Origin of the sequence: Planococcus sp. YIM B11945 (assembly GCF_050864155.1) — a bacterium.
Lineage (GTDB): Bacteria > Bacillota > Bacilli > Bacillales_A > Planococcaceae > Planococcus.
The window spans coordinates 102,103-119,119 of record NZ_JBOZWR010000005.1 but is presented as its reverse complement, the minus strand read 5'-3'; the positions used below and the strand labels follow the sequence as shown (position 1 = coordinate 119,119).

Genomic DNA, 17,017 nt, shown 5'->3' with positions numbered 1-17,017 from the left:
AAAACACTCAATTTATCAAGCAAAACCATATAAGTTGAACTTAGTTTCCAGAGTTCTGATATTCCGCAAAACAGCTCCGCTTTCCGCGGGCTAGGCGAAGCGATGTACAAAAATTAGATTTTTTATTCAATTTATATAGGTGAATAATTATTTGTTTTCACAGATAATTATAACAGCCCTCTTTTTGAAATCAAACAAACGATGCGGATTTGTTTCGAGCAGCTATTACCTGTTTAAGCTGCGGGGCTTGCGATTTACCAAGTAGATGCTAAGGACGATCAATACAAGCCCGATGGCCAAAGTATACGTCACCGGCTCGTTCATAAAGACCGTTCCTGTAAGCACAGCGATCAACGGCACAAGAAAAGTGAAAGCTGCTACTTTGCTCGCTTCGCCTTTATTGATCAAGTGAAAATAAATAACAAAAGCAACGGGAATGCCGAGCGTAGCGCCGTAGATGAGACCAGCCACATATGGAAAGTTCCATACAATATCTGAAACGTTTTCCACTGTGCTTCCGGCAGCAGACAACACCAGCCCGCCAATGATAAATTGCAAGGCGACCATCCACATGGAGTCGACTTGTCCACTGACTTTCTTTACGTAGACAACACCGAGCGCCCAGCTGAGCGCAGCTAAAATGGCTAAAACGATTCCCGTGATCGATAGCGTGCCGCTTAAACTATTCGCACTGATGACCAGAATGCCGAGAAACCCTACAACCAATCCTGACACTTTCAAAACGGTCATCGTTTCCCCAAGCCACAGCCAAGCGAACAAACCGATCAACACCGGCTGCAGATAAATGAGAACCGAAAACAAGCCGCCCGGCAAATATTCAAGGCCGATTGTTTGCAGTCCATAAAAAAGAACCGCGTTCAACAAAGCGGAAATGCAATAAGCTTTCCAGTTTTCGCGCCACTTAATCCTTTTCCAAGAAGGGACAAGGACCAGCGCCAGCATCAAGCCCCCAAAAAACGAACGGAATCCGGCAAATAAGATCGGCGGTGTGTAATCCAGCGCCACCTTGTAAATGGACCAGCTAAATCCCCAAATAAACACCAAAAACAACAGCAGCCCCATCGCTCTGGTAAACAACTTTTCCATACCTGTTCCTTCTTTCCATTCATTTGCATTATGTTCATTATACCCAACTGTCTCGATTTGATGGGGTACGGCTAATTGTTTGTATCCCCATTCCAAATGTGTTTTACTTTAACGAGACAAATCACAGAGGAGATTTTACATGATTAAGAAACTAAAATTCATTTTGGCTCCATTTGCCTTGCTATTGGTTCTTGGGGCATGCTCAGATAAAGAAGAAGCTGCGCCAAAAGAAGAAAAGGCTGCAGAAACGGAACAATCGGCAGAAAAGAGCACCGAAGCACCTGCTAGCGTTCTAGATTTGCCAGAGGAAGAAGAAGTCGTGGTTGTGGTCAATGGCGAAGAAATCACAGGCAGCGTCTACAATAGCGTCGCACGCCAATTAGAAACTTCCCTGGCCGCCCAAGGCGAGAATCCCGACCTTGCGGAACAAGTAAAATCACAAACGATTACGGTCTTAGTCGGCAACAAACTTCTGATTCAAGACGCCGAAGACAAAGGCTATAAAGCGGATGAAGCCGTGTTGGAAGAACGCCTGGAAGAGCTGAAAGGCCAATTTGAAAACGAAGATAAAATGAATGAAGCTTTAAAAGCAAGCGGTTATACGCTGGAAGACATGGAACTTCAGCTTCGTGAACAATTGGTATACGAAAACTATGTAGCCGAAGAAGTGGAAGCAGGCAAAGTTACAGACGAAGAAGTTCAAAAAGCCTATGATGGCTTTACGGAACAATCGGAAGAAAAGGCCCCTGCTTTTGAAGAAATGGAGCCTTCAATCCGCCAATCGCTTGAGCAGCAGAAAACACAGGAAGCTGTGTTCAACCGCATCGAAGAATTAAAGAAAACAGCAGAAATTGATGTTAAAATCTAATGAAAAACTCCCAACTCATATTAGTTGGGAGTTTTTTCGTTACAGTTGCTCTTTGCAAAAAGCCAAAACTTCTGCTTCTTCGTCGTCTTCAAGGCCGAATTCCAAAACGCCGCGTGATAGTTTGTCCATAAAATTGTAATGGACGATGCGGGCCCCGGTTTCTTCATCTGCCAAAATGACGCGCAATTCGAGTCCGCCAGCTGTAAACAGCTCATCGTCTTCTTCTACATCAACGTCCAGCAAAAACTCATACCGCTTGCCGACTATAATGCCTGTCGGGTCTCTCAATTCATGAAATTCATAACCTGTAATATCCATTGTTCCACCTCCACCCTTCTATTTTAGCCTGTCTCCGTTTTTTTGGGTAGCGATATAGAGCAACTCTTTGTTTCACTTGCCACCATTCCGCAAAACTCTTCTTTAAACTGCTCAATCAAGAGCTTATGTTTGATGGGAAACAGAGAGGGAATTAAAGGAAAGTCGAAAAAAAAACAAAGGAGTGGATATATATGAACGTGTTGGTAATTGGCGCAAATGGCCAAGTCGGCCGGAAGATTGTGGCGGCATTAGCTGCATCAGAACACGATGCGGTAGCCATGGTTCGCAAAGAAGAACAAATCGAGCATTTGCAGGAATTGGGCGCTTCGAAAGTTGTCCTTGGAGATCTTGAAAAAGATTTCAGCAGCGCTTTTGACGATGTCGACGCCGTTATTTTTGCGGCAGGTTCCGGAGGATCGACCGGCGCAGATAAAACCTTGACGATCGATTTATGGGGATCGGTCAAAGCGGCGAGATATGCGGAAGAAAAAGGCATCAAACGTTTTGTCCAATTGAGTTCCATGGGTTCGGACAATCCGGATGCCGGCGGCGAGGAAATGAAACCGTATTTGGTGGCCAAACGGGCAGCGGATGAAATCTTGCTGACAACTGGACTTGATTACACAATTGTTCGCCCAGGCGCCTTAACGAACGAAGACAAAGGCGGCAAAATTGAAATCGCGGCCAATGGCTTTTCTTCTATCGGAGACCGGTCCATCCCGCGCGCAGATGTTGCCGATTTGCTTGTCCAATCGCTCGATCAGCCGAATACGTACAACAAGATATTTGAAGTGCTTCAAGGCGATAACACGATAGAAGAGGAATTGCGTGCTCTCTAATCGGCGATTGCTACAGCAAGTTGTAAGAGCACATGGATTTCCGCACTTTTTTATGGTACGATAATCAATACGATAATAGAGGACGTGATAACCATGATTAGTATTCAACCACCAAAACCAGATGTGACAATTACACAGCGCAAACAAGAAATCACTGGCGACGAAGCAGTCATAAAGCCGATCTACGGGTTTATCGATTTGCATGAAATTCCCCGCGATAAAGGCGGCATCATTCAGTTTTTCAACCACAGCGGCGAACTTCTGCTTGTTGGGAAAGCCCGGAAACTGCGCCAGCGCGTGAAAAAACATTTGGAAGATTCCGTATCGCCACTTAAAAACCATCGCGAAGAAGTGTATCGCATTTCTGTCTCGATCGTTGAGGATCCAATGGAACGTGATATTTATGAAACGTATTTAATCAACACAGGAAAAGCGAAATACAATATTGATAAAGTCTTTTATCAGGACTAAAAAAACGGCTGCCTACGGGCGGCCGTTTTTTTTTAGTTTTACAAGCGTTTTTGAAAATAGTAGAAACTATGCCCTGCCGGATGGTCTTCGATTTTTCCGGCTTCTGTAAACCCTTGCTTCCGGTAAAATCCTGGAGCTTGAAAACTGAACGTTTCCACGATCATCAAACGGCATTTGAGGCTTCGGGCATACTCTTCCATCTGCCCCATCAATTGTTCCGCGATGCCCTGTCCTCGCTGCGCTTCGTCGACCCACAGAAAATCGATATGCATATGCTGCCAATAACAGGTGCCGGTAATGCCCCCGATAATCCCTTCATCCTCATCACGCGCGATAAAACTAACCTTTTCGTTCGGCGATGCAGGAGCAGCCGATAAGCTCTTCCTATTGTGCTCTACCACTTTTGAGAAGATAAAGTCTCGGTCTTCATGGTTTCCCTGTTTCGTTATGTACATGTCCCTCTCCCCTTTTCTTGTAGATTTCCTTATTTTCTCATGCCAATTTTTCTTTGGGAACAGGATCTACTGCATTTTCACCTTTATAAAAAGCGGAAAAGCCAAAGGCTCAGCCGAAGTCAGCTGAGCCTTTTCTTTATTCATTGTCAGCTAAGAAATGAAAGGTGTTCACAGGAAGGAAAGCTATTTCATTGCTTTTTCTCGTCTTACTGCTGAAACGAACCACTGCAAAAGTTTCGGGCCGTCCGGCGTCCCAATCGACTCCGGATGGAATTGCAAGCCGTAAACGGGGTAATCCCGGTGTTTGACCGCCATGATCGTCTGGTCATCCATAGCCGTCGCATGCACTTCTAAGCAATCAGGCAACGTGTTAGGTTCCAGCACGAGTGAGTGATAGCGCATGACCGGCAGTGGCTGCGGCATATAAGAGAACATCCCTCGGCTCTGGTGAGCGACGGGTGACGTTTTGCCGTGGCGAATGACCGGTGCCTGTACGACTTCTGCACCAAATGCCTCTCCCAACAATTGATGGCCCAAACAAATCCCAAGAATCGGGATGGACGCACAAACGCGTTGGATGAGCTGGATGGATTCCGGCAACGCTTTCGGATGCCCTGGCCCGGGCGATAAAATAATGGCTTCCGGCTGTTTAGCCAGAATTTCTTCTATTGTTAAGCTGCCATAACGCACCACTTCCACATCCACTTCCATTTCGGCGACGGCTTGGTAAATGTTATACGTAAACGAATCATAATGATCGATCAACAAAATCATCCGAACACCTCCGTTAATGAACGTGCTTTGTGAAGCGTTTCTTCATATTCCGCCTGCGGATCTGAGTCGAACACAATGCCGGCCCCTGCTTGCACGTGAACTTGCCTGTCTTTTAATACAAATGTCCGAATGGCTAGCGCCATGTCCAGGTTGCCATTAAAGCCAAGATAGCCGATTGCCCCTCCATAAACGCCGCGGCGGTCTTCTTCAAACTGCTGAATCAATTGCATCGCCCGGACTTTTGGCGCTCCCGAAACGGTGCCAGCGGGCAGGCAGGACACTAGCGCATCAAGCGGATGCATGGTTTTATTCAACCGGCCGGTCACTTCTGAAACCAAATGCATGACGTGCTGGTATTTTTCAATGACCATGAATTTCGGGATGGCGACTGTGCCGATTTCAGCGACGCGGCCCACGTCATTGCGGCTCAAGTCGACTAGCATTTGGTGTTCGGCCCGCTCTTTCTCATCCTGCGCCAACTCTTTTGCGAGTGCTTCATCTTCTATTGGAGTAGCACCACGCTTGCGGGTGCCGGCAATTGGATTGGTCACCATCTTCCCCTCGCGTATCGTCAGCAGACTTTCCGGTGATGCCCCGACAATTGCATAGTCGTCGAACTCGATGAAAAATTGGTAAGGCGATGGATTTTGTTTGCGCAGTTTCCGGTACAAGGCGAAAGCCTCGCCTTTATAAGACGCGCTTAACCGCTGGGACAGCACCACTTGAAATACGTCCCCTTGCCGGATATGTTGTTTTGCTTGGTCGACTTGAGCACGAAATTTGGCCGCATCGGTTTTTGAGCGAAAACGCAGAGGCTCCTGTTTTTTTGCAGTTGCTGTCTTTTCTGCTATCGCCAGCTGTCGTTCAATTTCATCTAGCCGGTCTTCAAATGAAACGATCGTAATATCGTGTTTCAGATGATCGAAAATGATTAATGTCTCGTAAACATGCAAATGCAAATCGGGCATTTCTAAACTGTTAGTTCTTGGTGCATCTACAGGTTCGTACAGTTGGATGGCGTCATAGCCAATATAACCAATGGCGCCGCCCGTAAATGGCAACCCTTCTGCGTTTGCTTCGTAAACAGGCATGCGGGTTTTTATTAATTCCAAAGGCTTTCCAGCATATTCGGTTGTCTTGCCTGTCCTAAAATTCACTTCAGTCAATTTGCTTCCAATGCCGATAAAACTTTTTGATGGATCGGCCCCGATAAACGAATAGCGGCCGGATGCCGTTGTTTTCAGCGAGCTTTCCAACAAACATTTCCGCGGCCCGCTTAAGCGGTTAAACACGGCAATTGGGGTTAAGGAATCTCCGTCAATCTTTCTCATTTTCATCTCTGCTCAGCTCCTCTTATTTAAAAAATCCGTAACGCACCCCGGCAAAAAAAGTCCTCTGCAGGGAATAATAATTCCTTGCAGAGGACGGATTGACCGCGGTACCACCTCATGTTAAAGCTGACATAGCTTCCACTGGGTCCCCAGTAACGCGGGGAAAACGGATTCCGCTACTAAACGTTCACGGAACCTCTCATAAGCCCATTCACGCATCTTCCCCGCCAGTTTCCACCCGCCACTGGCTCTCTTTGAGAGGCTTGGATGCGCTACTCTTCTTATTCGACGATTTGCTCAACTATGCTCAGCTCAACTGGATTTTGGCGGCGCCGCTCTCGACGCCTTCTGCCATTTCATCCGTGCTAAAAGGTTGCATTTATCTTATTCAAAATTATCGCTATTGTCAAACATTTATTTCACTTTTTCGATAATTTTGTGTTTATTTACGGTTATAATGTATCCTATAAAGGAACAGACTTTTCACCCAAAAAGGAGGAAGAGAAATGAAACGAACGTATTCTTCTGCAGTGATGGCACTCTTGGCGCTGCTCTTGATTCTGGCAGGCTGTGCCGGTGAAAGCAACAGCAGCGAGGGCGGAGAAAGCGGAGATAAGACACAAATCAACTTCATGCACTGGCGCGGAGAAGATAAGGCCGTACTCGATGACATCATTTCTAAATTTGAAAATGAAAACCCCGACATTACAGTCGAAATGAGCATTTACCCATCCGATCAATACCAAGCGACCGCTCAGCGGATGCTGCAAGAGGGTTCTACAGGAGATGTCTTTACTTCATTCCCTGGCGCCCAATTTGAAGCGCTGCAAACTGCTGGTGTTTTTGAAGATTTAAGCGGTGAAGAATTTGTTTCAAACTTTGATGAAAATTTAATCAGCGTCGGACAAAAAGATGGCAAGCAGCTGGCGCTTCCTTACCAGCTGGTATTTAATATGCCGATTTACAACAAAGGCATGTTTGAGGAACTTGGCCTTGAAGTGCCGAAAAGCTGGACGGAATTCCAGGAATTATGCGACACGCTTCTGGACAACGGCATCACGCCCATCGCTTTCCCGGGAGCCGATATCGGGCCAAACCAATTCATGAACAGCATGATGATGAACAACGCCCTCGATGAAGAGGTTTTTGCAAAACTGATAAACGGCGAGGAATCCCTGACCAATGAATGGTGGGTCAAAACTTTAGAGGATTTCCAATTGCTTGAGCAAAAAGGCTATATCCAGGATGACGCGCTCGGCACCAATCAAGATGCGGCCATGCAAATGGTAGCGAGCGAAGAAGCAGCGATGCTTGCGACCGGTTCTTACCATATGGCTTCTCTTCTAGGCTTGAATCCAGACTTGCAATTGGACTTGCTGGCTCCGATCACCGTTGAAGAAAGCGAAGCAAAATATGAAGGCATCAACACCGCGACGTTCATGCTTGCGGTCAACAGCAAATCGGAGAAAAAAGACCAAGCGAAGAAATTTATCGACTTTCTTAGCCAGCCGGAAATCGCATCGCAGTATGCCAACGAAACCGGCCAGCACTTGACCGTCAATGACGTCACGTATGAATCAGAAGTGTTGAAAAATACGGCTTATTGGATTGACGAAAGAACCACCAGATTTCAGCCGCGCTTTTTGATTACCAATGCCCAAATTGAAGATGCGGTGCTGAGTTCGATTGAAAGTGTATTAGGCGGGGAAGATCCAATGGCGGCAGCTGAAGCGGCCCAGAAAATTGTAGACGAAAACAAGGAATGATGTCATGAAAATCTCAAAATCCATCTATTTGTTTTTCATCCCAGGATTGATCCTGTACAGCATTTTCTTTCTTTATCCAACCGTCAGCGCTTTGTTCTACTCTTTCACAAACTGGGACGGCTTCAGTCCCGCTTATCAGTTTGTCGGTTTGGACAATTACGAAAAAGCGTTCACGGGAGATTCCATTTTCCGCAAAACCATCGGCAACAACTTGAAATTCATGCTGGTTGTGGTCATTCTGCAAACAATTGTGGCATTGGCCTTCGCGCTGATTGTCTTAAAAAACACGAAGACGACAGTCTTTTTGCGGGCGCTTTACTTTTTTCCGACCATTTTATCATCCGTTTCGGTGGCGTTTATCTGGTCATTTATCTACGACCCATCACTCGGCATCTTGAACCAGCTGCTTGAGCTGGCAGGGCTGGAGTTCGTAACGCAAAACTGGCTTGGCAATGCGAACATCGCGATTTACTCGCTGGCCATTACACAAGTGTGGTTCCATGCAGGGCAAATGCTGATCATTTTTGTGGCCGGCCTTCAAGCCATTCCACAAGATCTGTACGAAGTGGCAAAAATCGAAGGAGCTACGAAATGGCAAACGTTCCGAAGCGTCACATGGCCGCTCTTAGCGCCTTCTGCTACCATCGTGGTCGCCTATACGACCATTCAATCGTTCAAAGCGTTTGATCTGGTCTTTGCGATGACGCGGGGCGGCCCGAACAATTCAACGGAAATTATTGCGACTTATATTTACGAAGTGGCGTTCCGCGGCTTCCAGTTCGGCTACGCAAGCGCTATTTCCGTTATTTTTATGGCCATCATCGCTCTTATTACGTTCGTGCAATTCAAAGCATTGCGATCGGACCGTGTATCTTACTAACGAAAGGAGGACAACAGTGTGCTTTTCCGAAAGTTCGCTCTTGCAGTTTATGCATTGTTGATCTTAATTCCTTTGCTGGTCGTTTTGCTGACGTCAGTTAAAACGCTTCAGGAAACATTCGCCAATCCGCTGGGTATTCCAGAAGGCGGGCTTCACTTCGATAATTACGTTTCCATTTTCCAGGAACAAACCATGGCGGGCTATTTTATGAACAGCTCGGTCGTTACGTTATTTTCTGTAAGCTTTACGCTGCTTTTTGCTGCTATGATCGCGTTTGGGATTACCCGCCTCAATAATTGGATCGGCAATCTGTTGTTCCTGTTGTTTACGCTTGGCATGATGGTCCCGGCACAAGTCAGCATGATTCCGCTTTATGCACTCATGCTCGATTTGAACTTGACCAATAGCTTGCTCGGTTTGATTCTCGTCAACATCGCCACAACTTTGCCGATCGCTGTCTTTATCTTGACCGGCTTTATGAAGACGCTGCCGAGAGAACTGTACGAAGCCGCAACAATCGACGGTGCAGGCAACTGGAAAGTGTTTACGAAAGTTGTCATCCCGCTTTCGCTGCCTTCTTTATCGGCGACGGCAATTTTCTTGTTCGTTATGCATTGGAATGATTTGCTTTATCCGCTGTTATTCATCACGGATAATGCGTATAAAACCTTGCCGCTCGCTTTGCTCGAGTTCCAAGGCCAGTATTCGACCAACTACCCAATGCTCTTCACCGGCGTCATTATCGCTTCGGCTCCAATGGTCGTGGCGTATGTCTTCTTGCAGCGCTTCTTTGTTGCCGGCATGACCGCAGGCGCAGTGAAAGGCTGAACCAAAAAGCGGATGCCCTCTCGTAAACGAGAGGGCATCCGCTAAGCTTGTAGAAAAAATATTTTTTAGCAAGATAGTGTACTAATTATACATGGTTAATTGCTAAATTCCGGATCCTGCGCTTCAGCCGGACACTTGCCGCGGGCTCGCGCTCCAGATCCCGAGTGTAGAAATGAGAAGAAGCTATATGCTTCTTCTTTGTGGTTATGTGAGATTTCTTTTATTACTATGTTGCCTTGAATCGAAAGCGATATCCCACCGGGTCGGCCACGGAGACTCCTGTGGGGCCAGCACGAGCCGCAGACCCTGGAGCGAGCAGCGCGAGTGAAGCGGCTAAGGCCGTGCCCAAGGAAAGCGGAGTGGCCGGAACGGTTGGTTTTACTCTTTCCTATCCCTTAATATTGGAATTTGTCTACAGTCTGTAAAAAAGCGGTTGCCCTCTCCTAAACGAGACGGGCATCCTCTTTTTTATTATCTTATTTTCACCACAATGCCGGCTTAGCTACCATAAACCACAGCATCAGCAGCAATAAGAAAATATAAATCCACAATGAACGATTTAATTTTTTCACTAATCCGTGTTTATCGGCGTTCGGTTCGCCAAGTTTCCGTAATTTCGGCGTGAATGCCCGGGCGAGGAAAAAGATCGAACCGAACATGACCGCAAGCGTTAACACGATCCAGGAAGACGACCATTGCCAAGAACTTTGCCAAATAAGCAAGATGCCGCTCGCGACCAATACGTGGCCGGCGTGCTTGACGAGCCTTGTGGCAGACTTAAACGTCACAATATGCGATTGAAGCACTGCGCCTTCGGCATTTCCCATTCGTTTCACGAGCGGCACGAGCACGAAAAAAGGGCCGATGGATACAGCCGCACTCATGATATGTGCATATAATAAGAAGGTGTACATGTTTTTCCTGCTCCGTTCTTGTCGTACAGCAAAAATTCAATTGCCGATTCTCATTATTTATTATAAGTGAATATTATTGGATTGCCTCCTTTTTTCTTGCAGAAAAAGGATTCCTTGCAATGTGAAGCGAATCTAACAAAAAGAACCACTTAACAGGAAGGAGGGAACGCCGTGTTCATTCGCCAGCCATTTGATGATTTTCTGGAAATGCAGTACGAGCGCACTACTGAGAACAGCGTCAAAGTGACCATGCCAATCAAACCTTTATTCGTCAACAGCATCGGCGTTATCCACGGCGGCATTATTTCAACGCTTGCCGATGTGGCGCTTTGCAATACGGTGGCTCCCGATTCAGACGGCAAACAAACTGTGGTGACCGTGGACTTGACGGTGACTTTTATAAAAGCGGCCAAATCCGAATTTTTAACAGCTCGGGCATTTGCGGTCAAAAAAGGGCGCAGTTTGACGCATGCCGATTGCATGATCCACGATGACCAAGACAATTTAATCGCCAAGGCGAAAGCTGTTTTGTTTAATAGCTAAAAGGGATCGAAAAGCTTCGCGCTTTTCAATCCCTTTGCTTTTTCAACACATAGTGCAATTGGGCAAATTGCTCCCATTGTTTCACGCTTTTCAGCTCGTATTCGATTTCAAAATCGAGTTCTTGAAATAACGGAATTCCTTTGCCGATTACAGTCGGGGCAATTGAGATAATAAATTCATCAATAAGCTTCCCCTGTAAGAATTCATGGAGAAGCTTGCTGCCCCCCACTACCCAAATGTTTTTTCCCGGCGTTTTTTGAAGCTTTTCGGCAAAAGAAAAAACCGGTTGATTAATAAACTTTACATGATCTTTTTGGCCAGTCAGGGTCGAGGAGAACACATAGCATTCTTTGTCGGGATAAGGGGGCTTCCCTTTTTCCGCATCCATCACCCACTCGTAAGTCCGGCGCCCCATTAAGACGGTATCGATGGTATCGATAAATTCCGAATACCCGGCATCGCCTTCTCCTTCCGCTTTGAACAGCCATTCGAGCGAGTCGTCTTTGGTTGCAATATACCCGTCCATGCTAATTGCGATGTAACAAACAAACTTTCGTTGATCCTGCATGCTTCTGCTCCCTTCTCACTGAATTTAATAAAACGAAGAACCGTAATGATGAATGACTTTTTTGGTATGTAAACTAATGTGTGCAGGAAGCCGGTCGATCGGGAAAAAGCGAATGGTTTGAAAATCTTTCTGGTCCTCTACGCTGCGGATGTCTGTTGAATGATAATTAATGGTAATGGGATAAAACTGTTCGCCGCTTTCCGTTTCTTGGAAATATTTTTTTCCGGAAAAAATGCCGAGCAAACTCAGTTCCCCGACTTCGATTCCGGTATCTTCTTTCACTTTCCGCCGCCCTGCTTCTTCGGTGGATTCGTCCACTTCCATAAACCCGCAAGGCAGACACCAATGGCCGTCTTCTTCTTTTTTCAATAAAATATTTCCTTGTCTATCAAAAACAACTATCGATATTTTCACGAGCAAAAGTGGCTCGTTTCCAACTTTTTCCCTCAAGTTCTTCACGTAGCGCATCGTGTCCCTCTCCTTTGCCATTCACCAGTAATAAAAATCTGATTATTCCATCAATTTTATCACAGAAGAAGAGAATTCGCAGTAATAAAGGGAAAACTTGTTATACTAAACAAGAAAAATCGCTTTTGGTTTTGACAAGCAGCCAAATTCAGTTTAGTTTGATAAAAACAACTTTAATTGGGGGTTAGCTTATGAAAAAAATTGTTATTGTTTCAGATACCCACATTCCAATGCGTGCCAAGAAGCTGCCGAAGCCGCTCGTTGAAGCGTGCCAATCTGCCGATTTCATTATCCACGCTGGAGATTGGCAAACCTTGGACGTCTTTTACGAATTTGCAGCATATGCAGAAACCGATGGCGTTGCAGGAAATGTCGATCCTTGGGATGTTCTCGATCGGTTCGGCAAGAAAAAAACTTTCACGTTTGGCGATGTCACGATTGGAGTGGTCCATGGCGACGGCATTCAGAAAACGACGGAACAGCGCGCGATTGATGCATTCGCAAACGATACGGTCGACATTATCGTTTTTGGGCATTCGCACACACCGGTCATGCGTGAAGTGGATGGCGTCCTGTTATTCAACCCGGGATCTCCGACGGACAAGCGGCGGCAAGCCCAATATTCGTTTGGCCTTCTCGAAATCGGCGATACTTGGGAAATCAAACACGTGTTTTTTGATAAAGAATAAGAAAAGCAGAAGCGCCCGGTAGCCCCGACAAGCGCTGGAGTCTAGGCAATAAGAAATGCGCAAGTTTCTGTTCAAGGAATATCCTATGTATAAATAACGGACCGCCTGTTTTAGGCAGTCCGTTATTTTTTATTGCATTCTTGAATTAACACAAAACCAAGTTTTTTTAACGCCATTTCAAGATTCGCTTCGATTAAGACGTCTTTTAAACTGGCGGCAAAATGCGGCACTTTCAATGCCATGAACGGCTGAATGCCTGTAACAACTGGCGTGATGCCGATGATTTTCAAAATATTTACCAGCTTCAGCAAGTAGTCTCCAACGGTAGAGTTGATTTGCAGAACGCCTGACACGTCAATGATCAAGTACTCCATATCGCTTTCTCCACATTGTGTGAGAACATGGTCAATAATGGACTGAGCCCGTGAAACGGTAATTTCGCCAATGATTGGCAAAATGGATACCCCTTTTGTAACCGGAACGAGCGGTGCCGACAGCGACTGAATCTGCACTTTTGCTTTTTCCAATTCCAATACATAGGTCAACAGAGAAGACATGGTTTCAAACATCAAGCGGTGCTCTTCTGAAAACTCAAAAGGCTGTTTATCCAATCCGCAAATGGTGCCGTATACTTCTCCATCTGCATAAAAAACAGGAATGCCAATAAACGAGCCATTTCCAAACTGGGCAGCGATTTCCAACGATTCGGCTAAAGGGCTTGTTGAAATATCATCAATCACTAACGGCTCTTCCCCGTAATTCAGACTCAAACTGCAAAACGTTTTTTCCAGCGGCAAGATGTTCCCTTCAACAACCAGCTTTTCAACGGCATTGCGGGATTTAACGATTTCATTGTGTTTTCCGTCATTTTTCGCAATAAATAAAGTATTGATGTTCATTTGTTTGCTGATCATCATTAAAATATTTTCAGCCGCTTCATCAAAATTACGAAAGCTGCGTTTGTTTTGATTTGTTTCCAAAGACATGTTTTAATTCCTCCTGCCGCATTTTCACATGCAAATGGTTGCTATTTCCATTAAACATACTATTTGTATTTTCTTTTTGCAAATTGCACACTAGGCAGCTTGGCAAATAGAAATAAAGAGAAAAGGGTTCACTTGATTTAAGAAGCGGGTATAGCATTATATCCCACTATGGAGGTGATTTGGATGGACAATTTATCGAACCACCTGGAACTTGAACGGCTGGAACAAACGGATACAACAATCCATTTTGCCTGGACGCAAACCGGCGGCACTTACCGGGTAAAGCGTGATGACAAAACCGTATATACAGGAACCGACAATTTCTTTAAAGATGAAAATCTTCAGCGGGGCGAGTTGTATACGTACACCATTGAGCATTTGGATACGGACGGCAAGACAGTTGAACGCATCAAGATGCAAACCGGAACGGAAAATCATGAAGATGATTTTATCAATCGGCTGCAGCAAATTGCGGTCTCCACTATTCTTTCCCGATCGAAAATTGCTCTGGCCTGGGGTGACATTGAAGGCGTTGGCGATTTTGAGATTTACCGGGACGGCGAGTTGATTGAAACGACCTCTAAAAATCAGTTTACCGACCGCGATGCGGCGATGGACCAGTCTTATACGTATTGGATTCGCGGCAAACGTCCTTTGGAAAAATCAGAGGAAAACTTCAAAACGGAAAAGTCTGCCGCTGCGCGAGTGTTCGGGTTGCTAAACCAAAAATCTTCCCAAGAACAAGCCGCCGAAGAAGAATTTTGGATCACCAAAAAAGTAGGAAGCCGGGCTCGCTTGCTCGCTGAAAAAGAACCGCCAAAAGACGATGTGGAGTACCCGGTCTGGTATTTCCGCTATTCCACTTTTTTGCCTCAACGCATATTGGCAAGCCCTAATCCATTGTCCCCTAATCGTTATTTTTCAGGCGATGGACGTGATTTTGACCCGGAAGGAAAATCGTATCGCACCCAAGTCAACTTCTCGCTTCAACTATCCGAAAGCGGCGCCGTCCTTGAATACGACAAAGACGTAGGAACAAGCATTGCGTACAATTGGCGCAAAAAGTTCCGGAAAGCAGATGTCGCTTCTGCCGAAGGCATTGTGATGGAGAAAATCAAAGAAGATGACCACAAGATTCTCATTTCCTTGAGACACAGCGTCGGGAATCCACTGACGACTTCTCCGAATATCGATTACGAGATTTCAGCAAACTTTTACCGCGATGGCTATTACGACATTATCGGGATTCACGACCAATCCCCAAACCACGAAGTTTATTTGAAAAACAGCCAAGATGCGGAATGGGAACAAATCCACGAGGCGGAAAGCAAAGGATTAGCATGGATGTCCGACGCCATCGCAAGCCAGTACTGGCGCATATCGAATTTTGAATAAGAAAAGTGCAGGCGGCTGTTTAGCCTCGACAAGAGCTGGAGGGCTCGACGAGCATAAGACGAACCGGCGAAGCGGTGTTCTTTGTGCCGCACAGCCGGGATGGCTTATGACCCCGAGAGCCTGATCGCCGAAGTCTAGACAATAAGAAAAGCGAAAGCGAAAGCGACTCCCCCGCATGGCCCGTTATGGGTTGTGCGGGATTTTATTTGTGGAAAAACGTCGTTTATTTGCAGAATCCGCTAGTTTGTTTGCAGAAAACTGGACTTTATTTGCGGAACCCCCCGCTTTCCTTGCGCTCCTAAAAATTCACAAAAAAAAGCCCGAAACGAGATTCATGTTCCGGACTGGTTTTATTTATCCAAAAATCGTTTGCGGATATGTGGAGGCGGCAGCATGCAACTATTCAGTTTGCCAAACACTTTGTAGCGGTTTCGCGCAAAAATATCGTAGGCTCCGTCCCGTACAAAGCTAGGAACTGATTTCAAGTAAAATGCCAACTTCCATAAACCGGTCAAATGATGCGAAATTCTCAAAGCGCCTTCTGATTTCACATACGCTTTGCCCTTCTCGATCAACACCAAACTATCCACGTCATCTGGAATTTGATGTTCTTTTCTCAGCTTCATCCCTATATCGCTTTGCAGAGAAGCGAAATGATAATAGCCTGCCGGGTCGTGCTGTATAATAAACTGCACGCTTGAATCGCAGAAGTTGCAATCTCCGTCAAACAATACGATGGCATGTTCCATTCTATCCCCTCCTCAAGTTGTTCTTATTCAATAAATAGCCTATTTTTCTTTTATTGAAACCCGGCTTCTGCCGAAACTGTGCCTTGATGGAAAAACAGCTTCCAGCCAGTGGAGCGCTTTTTCCAAACCGAACTGCGGAGGGTTTTTTTCCCGCTCGTTCTATTGTGAATGCGGTATGTGGTTAATACCGCTTCCGGCCCAAGTTCGTGCATGCGAAACTCGGAAATTTCTAAAAGGTCTGGCGATAAGGCATGGTCTTTCTCGTAATCCGTTAATACCCAAACTCTGCCTGAACTTCCAAATTCCAAAAATTCGTCATCCAGCACTTCTTTCAGCTTTTGCTGCGATACCCGGACATCTGGCTGCAAGTGAGCGCATTCCAAAGCATAAATTTCTTTTTCCAATTTCTCCATAAACCTTCTCCTCATTTCCCGGGAAATGCCCTTCCGAACATTTCGCTGCCAGCATCAGAAAATCCTGCCACGTAAAAAACCTCCTAGCTGGAGGTTTTATGCTTTTTCATCGTCATAGAAGTCTTTCATTTCCTTGTCGTCACCTGGTTGGTCTTGCGGGCCATCGGAAGAACCGTAATCTTCCACGTCTTGGAAACTGTCTGTGTAATCTCTCAAACGGCTGTCCTCGTCTTGAACAGGTTGATCGGTATAGCCTTGCAACACATCTTCTTCCGGCGGGCGGGTCGTCAAATCCGGCTCCTGGTTGGCATGGTCGATGCATGTCAGTGCTGTCGGCATCGCTTCTAAGCGCTCATACGGAATTTCTTTTCCGCAGACGGTGCAAGTGCCGTAAGTACCGGCTTCAATTGCCGCCAATGCCGCTTTCGTATCATCGATTTCTTCTTCTTTAAACTGGGTAATGGCAAGCCCCCGCTCCATGTCGAACAAATCGGTCGCGGCGTCGCCAGGATGGTTATCGTAGTTGGAAAGTTCCGTCGTATCAAATTCTTCTTGGTGTTCCACTCGCTCTTCAAGTGAATTCAATTGATCGGTCAATTGGTCTTTCAGTTGTTTCAATTGTTCTTCAGTCATTCTAATTCCTCCTCAAAAACTG

At 45.9% G+C, this 17,017-nt stretch carries 21 protein-coding genes and 1 other annotated feature; of the genes, 9 read left to right on the top strand and 12 right to left on the bottom strand.

Annotated features, from left to right (window positions below; genetic code table 11):
- Positions 1-225 precede the first annotated feature (225 nt).
- Complete coding sequence (locus ACRRQV_RS11960) at positions 226-1,107, bottom strand: DMT family transporter (RefSeq protein ID WP_432531094.1); 882 nt, start codon at positions 1,105-1,107, stop codon at positions 226-228.
- 139 nt (positions 1,108-1,246) lie between these two features.
- Here ACRRQV_RS11960 and ACRRQV_RS11955 point away from each other — a divergent pair, with 139 nt between their 5' ends.
- Entirely contained in the window at positions 1,247-1,975 is a 729-nt protein-coding gene (locus ACRRQV_RS11955; protein WP_432531092.1) for a SurA N-terminal domain-containing protein, read from the top strand.
- Between the two features lie 39 nt (positions 1,976-2,014).
- On the opposite strand, the gene ACRRQV_RS11950 is transcribed toward ACRRQV_RS11955, so the two are convergent.
- Positions 2,015-2,293, bottom strand: coding sequence for a DUF6509 family protein (locus tag ACRRQV_RS11950; RefSeq protein ID WP_432531090.1), 279 nt, complete (start codon positions 2,291-2,293; stop codon positions 2,015-2,017).
- A gap of 191 nt (positions 2,294-2,484) precedes the next feature.
- Between ACRRQV_RS11950 and ACRRQV_RS11945 the strand changes: the two genes are divergently transcribed.
- Entirely contained in the window at positions 2,485-3,132 is a 648-nt protein-coding gene (locus tag ACRRQV_RS11945) for an SDR family oxidoreductase (protein ID WP_432531088.1), read from the top strand.
- A 93-nt stretch (positions 3,133-3,225) separates the two neighbouring features.
- Positions 3,226-3,603: a nucleotide excision repair endonuclease gene (locus ACRRQV_RS11940; protein ID WP_432531086.1), complete on the top strand. Its 378-nt coding sequence runs from the start codon at positions 3,226-3,228 to the stop codon at positions 3,601-3,603.
- A 38-nt stretch (positions 3,604-3,641) separates the two neighbouring features.
- Here the strand turns inward: ACRRQV_RS11940 and ACRRQV_RS11935 are convergent, their stop codons facing one another.
- From ACRRQV_RS11935 to trpE, 3 genes are all read right to left on the bottom strand, one after another.
- Complete coding sequence (locus ACRRQV_RS11935) at positions 3,642-4,058, bottom strand: GNAT family N-acetyltransferase (protein ID WP_432531084.1); 417 nt, start codon at positions 4,056-4,058, stop codon at positions 3,642-3,644.
- Between the two features lie 183 nt (positions 4,059-4,241).
- Complete coding sequence (locus ACRRQV_RS11930) at positions 4,242-4,832, bottom strand: anthranilate synthase component II (RefSeq protein ID WP_432531082.1); 591 nt, start codon at positions 4,830-4,832, stop codon at positions 4,242-4,244.
- Positions 4,829-6,169: an anthranilate synthase component I gene (gene trpE / locus ACRRQV_RS11925; protein ID WP_432531080.1), complete on the bottom strand. Its 1,341-nt coding sequence runs from the start codon at positions 6,167-6,169 to the stop codon at positions 4,829-4,831. The genes ACRRQV_RS11930 and trpE overlap by 4 nt, the downstream gene beginning before the upstream one ends.
- Positions 6,170-6,249: 80 nt before the next feature.
- Positions 6,250-6,461: a binding site (T-box leader), on the bottom strand.
- Between the two features lie 208 nt (positions 6,462-6,669).
- Here trpE and ACRRQV_RS11920 point away from each other — a divergent pair.
- The 3 genes from ACRRQV_RS11920 to ACRRQV_RS11910 are packed head-to-tail and all read left to right on the top strand — an operon-like array spanning position 6,670 to position 9,637.
- Positions 6,670-7,929: an ABC transporter substrate-binding protein gene (locus ACRRQV_RS11920; RefSeq protein WP_432531078.1), complete on the top strand. Its 1,260-nt coding sequence runs from the start codon at positions 6,670-6,672 to the stop codon at positions 7,927-7,929.
- A 4-nt stretch (positions 7,930-7,933) separates the two neighbouring features.
- On the top strand, positions 7,934-8,809 hold the full coding sequence (locus ACRRQV_RS11915) for a carbohydrate ABC transporter permease (protein ID WP_432531076.1): 876 nt from the start codon (positions 7,934-7,936) through the stop codon (positions 8,807-8,809).
- Between the two features lie 18 nt (positions 8,810-8,827).
- Positions 8,828-9,637, top strand: a complete 810-nt coding sequence (locus ACRRQV_RS11910) for a carbohydrate ABC transporter permease (RefSeq protein WP_432531074.1) — start codon at positions 8,828-8,830, stop codon at positions 9,635-9,637.
- Between the two features lie 482 nt (positions 9,638-10,119).
- On the opposite strand, the gene ACRRQV_RS11905 is transcribed toward ACRRQV_RS11910, so the two are convergent.
- A complete protein-coding gene (locus ACRRQV_RS11905; protein WP_432531072.1) occupies positions 10,120-10,551 on the bottom strand; it encodes a hypothetical protein in 432 nt (143 codons plus the stop codon).
- A gap of 171 nt (positions 10,552-10,722) precedes the next feature.
- On the opposite strand from ACRRQV_RS11905, the gene ACRRQV_RS11900 reads away from it, so the two are divergent.
- Positions 10,723-11,094: a PaaI family thioesterase gene (locus ACRRQV_RS11900; RefSeq protein WP_432531070.1), complete on the top strand. Its 372-nt coding sequence runs from the start codon at positions 10,723-10,725 to the stop codon at positions 11,092-11,094.
- Positions 11,095-11,119: 25 nt separating this feature from the next.
- Here the strand turns inward: ACRRQV_RS11900 and ACRRQV_RS11895 are convergent, their stop codons facing one another.
- Complete coding sequence (locus ACRRQV_RS11895) at positions 11,120-11,662, bottom strand: dihydrofolate reductase family protein (RefSeq protein WP_432531068.1); 543 nt, start codon at positions 11,660-11,662, stop codon at positions 11,120-11,122.
- Positions 11,663-11,686: 24 nt separating this feature from the next.
- Complete coding sequence (locus ACRRQV_RS11890) at positions 11,687-12,130, bottom strand: NUDIX domain-containing protein (protein WP_432531066.1); 444 nt, start codon at positions 12,128-12,130, stop codon at positions 11,687-11,689.
- A gap of 191 nt (positions 12,131-12,321) precedes the next feature.
- Here ACRRQV_RS11890 and ACRRQV_RS11885 point away from each other — a divergent pair, with 191 nt between their 5' ends.
- A complete protein-coding gene (locus ACRRQV_RS11885; RefSeq protein WP_432531064.1) occupies positions 12,322-12,819 on the top strand; it encodes a metallophosphoesterase family protein in 498 nt (165 codons plus the stop codon).
- Positions 12,820-12,941: 122 nt separating this feature from the next.
- Here the strand turns inward: ACRRQV_RS11885 and ACRRQV_RS11880 are convergent, their stop codons facing one another.
- Positions 12,942-13,805, bottom strand: coding sequence for an STAS domain-containing protein (locus tag ACRRQV_RS11880; protein WP_432531062.1), 864 nt, complete (start codon positions 13,803-13,805; stop codon positions 12,942-12,944).
- Positions 13,806-13,988: 183 nt separating this feature from the next.
- Here ACRRQV_RS11880 and ACRRQV_RS11875 point away from each other — a divergent pair, with 183 nt between their 5' ends.
- Positions 13,989-15,200 carry a DUF3238 domain-containing protein gene (locus tag ACRRQV_RS11875; protein ID WP_432531060.1) on the top strand — a complete coding sequence of 404 codons (1,212 nt, stop codon included), beginning with the start codon at positions 13,989-13,991 and terminating at the stop codon, positions 15,198-15,200.
- A 350-nt stretch (positions 15,201-15,550) separates the two neighbouring features.
- On the opposite strand, the gene ACRRQV_RS11870 is transcribed toward ACRRQV_RS11875, so the two are convergent.
- The 3 genes from ACRRQV_RS11870 to ACRRQV_RS11860 all read right to left on the bottom strand — a co-directional run bounded on the left by ACRRQV_RS11870 (position 15,551) and on the right by ACRRQV_RS11860 (position 16,995).
- Positions 15,551-15,949: a thiol-disulfide oxidoreductase DCC family protein gene (locus ACRRQV_RS11870; protein ID WP_432531058.1), complete on the bottom strand. Its 399-nt coding sequence runs from the start codon at positions 15,947-15,949 to the stop codon at positions 15,551-15,553.
- Between the two features lie 50 nt (positions 15,950-15,999).
- Positions 16,000-16,362: a DUF4440 domain-containing protein gene (locus ACRRQV_RS11865; protein WP_432531056.1), complete on the bottom strand. Its 363-nt coding sequence runs from the start codon at positions 16,360-16,362 to the stop codon at positions 16,000-16,002.
- 96 nt (positions 16,363-16,458) lie between these two features.
- A complete protein-coding gene (locus ACRRQV_RS11860; RefSeq protein ID WP_432531054.1) occupies positions 16,459-16,995 on the bottom strand; it encodes a TraR/DksA C4-type zinc finger protein in 537 nt (178 codons plus the stop codon).
- Positions 16,996-17,017: the final 22 nt, after the last annotated feature.

What these genes read in the sequence shown, in the direction of transcription:
- ACRRQV_RS11955 (WP_432531092.1), top strand. Translation starts at nt 1,247, where the DNA reads ATGATTAAGAAACTAAAATTCATTTTGGCTCCATTTGCCTTGCTATTG.
- ACRRQV_RS11920 (WP_432531078.1), top strand. Translation starts at nt 6,670, where the DNA reads ATGAAACGAACGTATTCTTCTGCAGTGATGGCACTCTTGGCGCTGCTC.
- ACRRQV_RS11935 (WP_432531084.1), bottom strand. Translation starts at nt 4,058, where the DNA reads ATGTACATAACGAAACAGGGAAACCATGAAGACCGAGACTTTATCTTC.
- ACRRQV_RS11945 (WP_432531088.1), top strand. Translation starts at nt 2,485, where the DNA reads ATGAACGTGTTGGTAATTGGCGCAAATGGCCAAGTCGGCCGGAAGATT.
- ACRRQV_RS11875 (WP_432531060.1), top strand. Translation starts at nt 13,989, where the DNA reads ATGGACAATTTATCGAACCACCTGGAACTTGAACGGCTGGAACAAACG.
- ACRRQV_RS11915 (WP_432531076.1), top strand. Translation starts at nt 7,934, where the DNA reads ATGAAAATCTCAAAATCCATCTATTTGTTTTTCATCCCAGGATTGATC.
- ACRRQV_RS11905 (WP_432531072.1), bottom strand. Translation starts at nt 10,551, where the DNA reads ATGTACACCTTCTTATTATATGCACATATCATGAGTGCGGCTGTATCC.
- ACRRQV_RS11870 (WP_432531058.1), bottom strand. Translation starts at nt 15,949, where the DNA reads ATGGAACATGCCATCGTATTGTTTGACGGAGATTGCAACTTCTGCGAT.
- ACRRQV_RS11960 (WP_432531094.1), bottom strand. Translation starts at nt 1,107, where the DNA reads ATGGAAAAGTTGTTTACCAGAGCGATGGGGCTGCTGTTGTTTTTGGTG.
- ACRRQV_RS11930 (WP_432531082.1), bottom strand. Translation starts at nt 4,832, where the DNA reads ATGATTTTGTTGATCGATCATTATGATTCGTTTACGTATAACATTTAC.
- ACRRQV_RS11890 (WP_432531066.1), bottom strand. Translation starts at nt 12,130, where the DNA reads ATGCGCTACGTGAAGAACTTGAGGGAAAAAGTTGGAAACGAGCCACTT.
- ACRRQV_RS11950 (WP_432531090.1), bottom strand. Translation starts at nt 2,293, where the DNA reads ATGGATATTACAGGTTATGAATTTCATGAATTGAGAGACCCGACAGGC.
- trpE (WP_432531080.1), bottom strand. Translation starts at nt 6,169, where the DNA reads ATGAAAATGAGAAAGATTGACGGAGATTCCTTAACCCCAATTGCCGTG.
- ACRRQV_RS11860 (WP_432531054.1), bottom strand. Translation starts at nt 16,995, where the DNA reads ATGACTGAAGAACAATTGAAACAACTGAAAGACCAATTGACCGATCAA.
- ACRRQV_RS11940 (WP_432531086.1), top strand. Translation starts at nt 3,226, where the DNA reads ATGATTAGTATTCAACCACCAAAACCAGATGTGACAATTACACAGCGC.
- ACRRQV_RS11885 (WP_432531064.1), top strand. Translation starts at nt 12,322, where the DNA reads ATGAAAAAAATTGTTATTGTTTCAGATACCCACATTCCAATGCGTGCC.
- ACRRQV_RS11880 (WP_432531062.1), bottom strand. Translation starts at nt 13,805, where the DNA reads ATGTCTTTGGAAACAAATCAAAACAAACGCAGCTTTCGTAATTTTGAT.
- ACRRQV_RS11895 (WP_432531068.1), bottom strand. Translation starts at nt 11,662, where the DNA reads ATGCAGGATCAACGAAAGTTTGTTTGTTACATCGCAATTAGCATGGAC.
- ACRRQV_RS11865 (WP_432531056.1), bottom strand. Translation starts at nt 16,362, where the DNA reads ATGGAGAAATTGGAAAAAGAAATTTATGCTTTGGAATGCGCTCACTTG.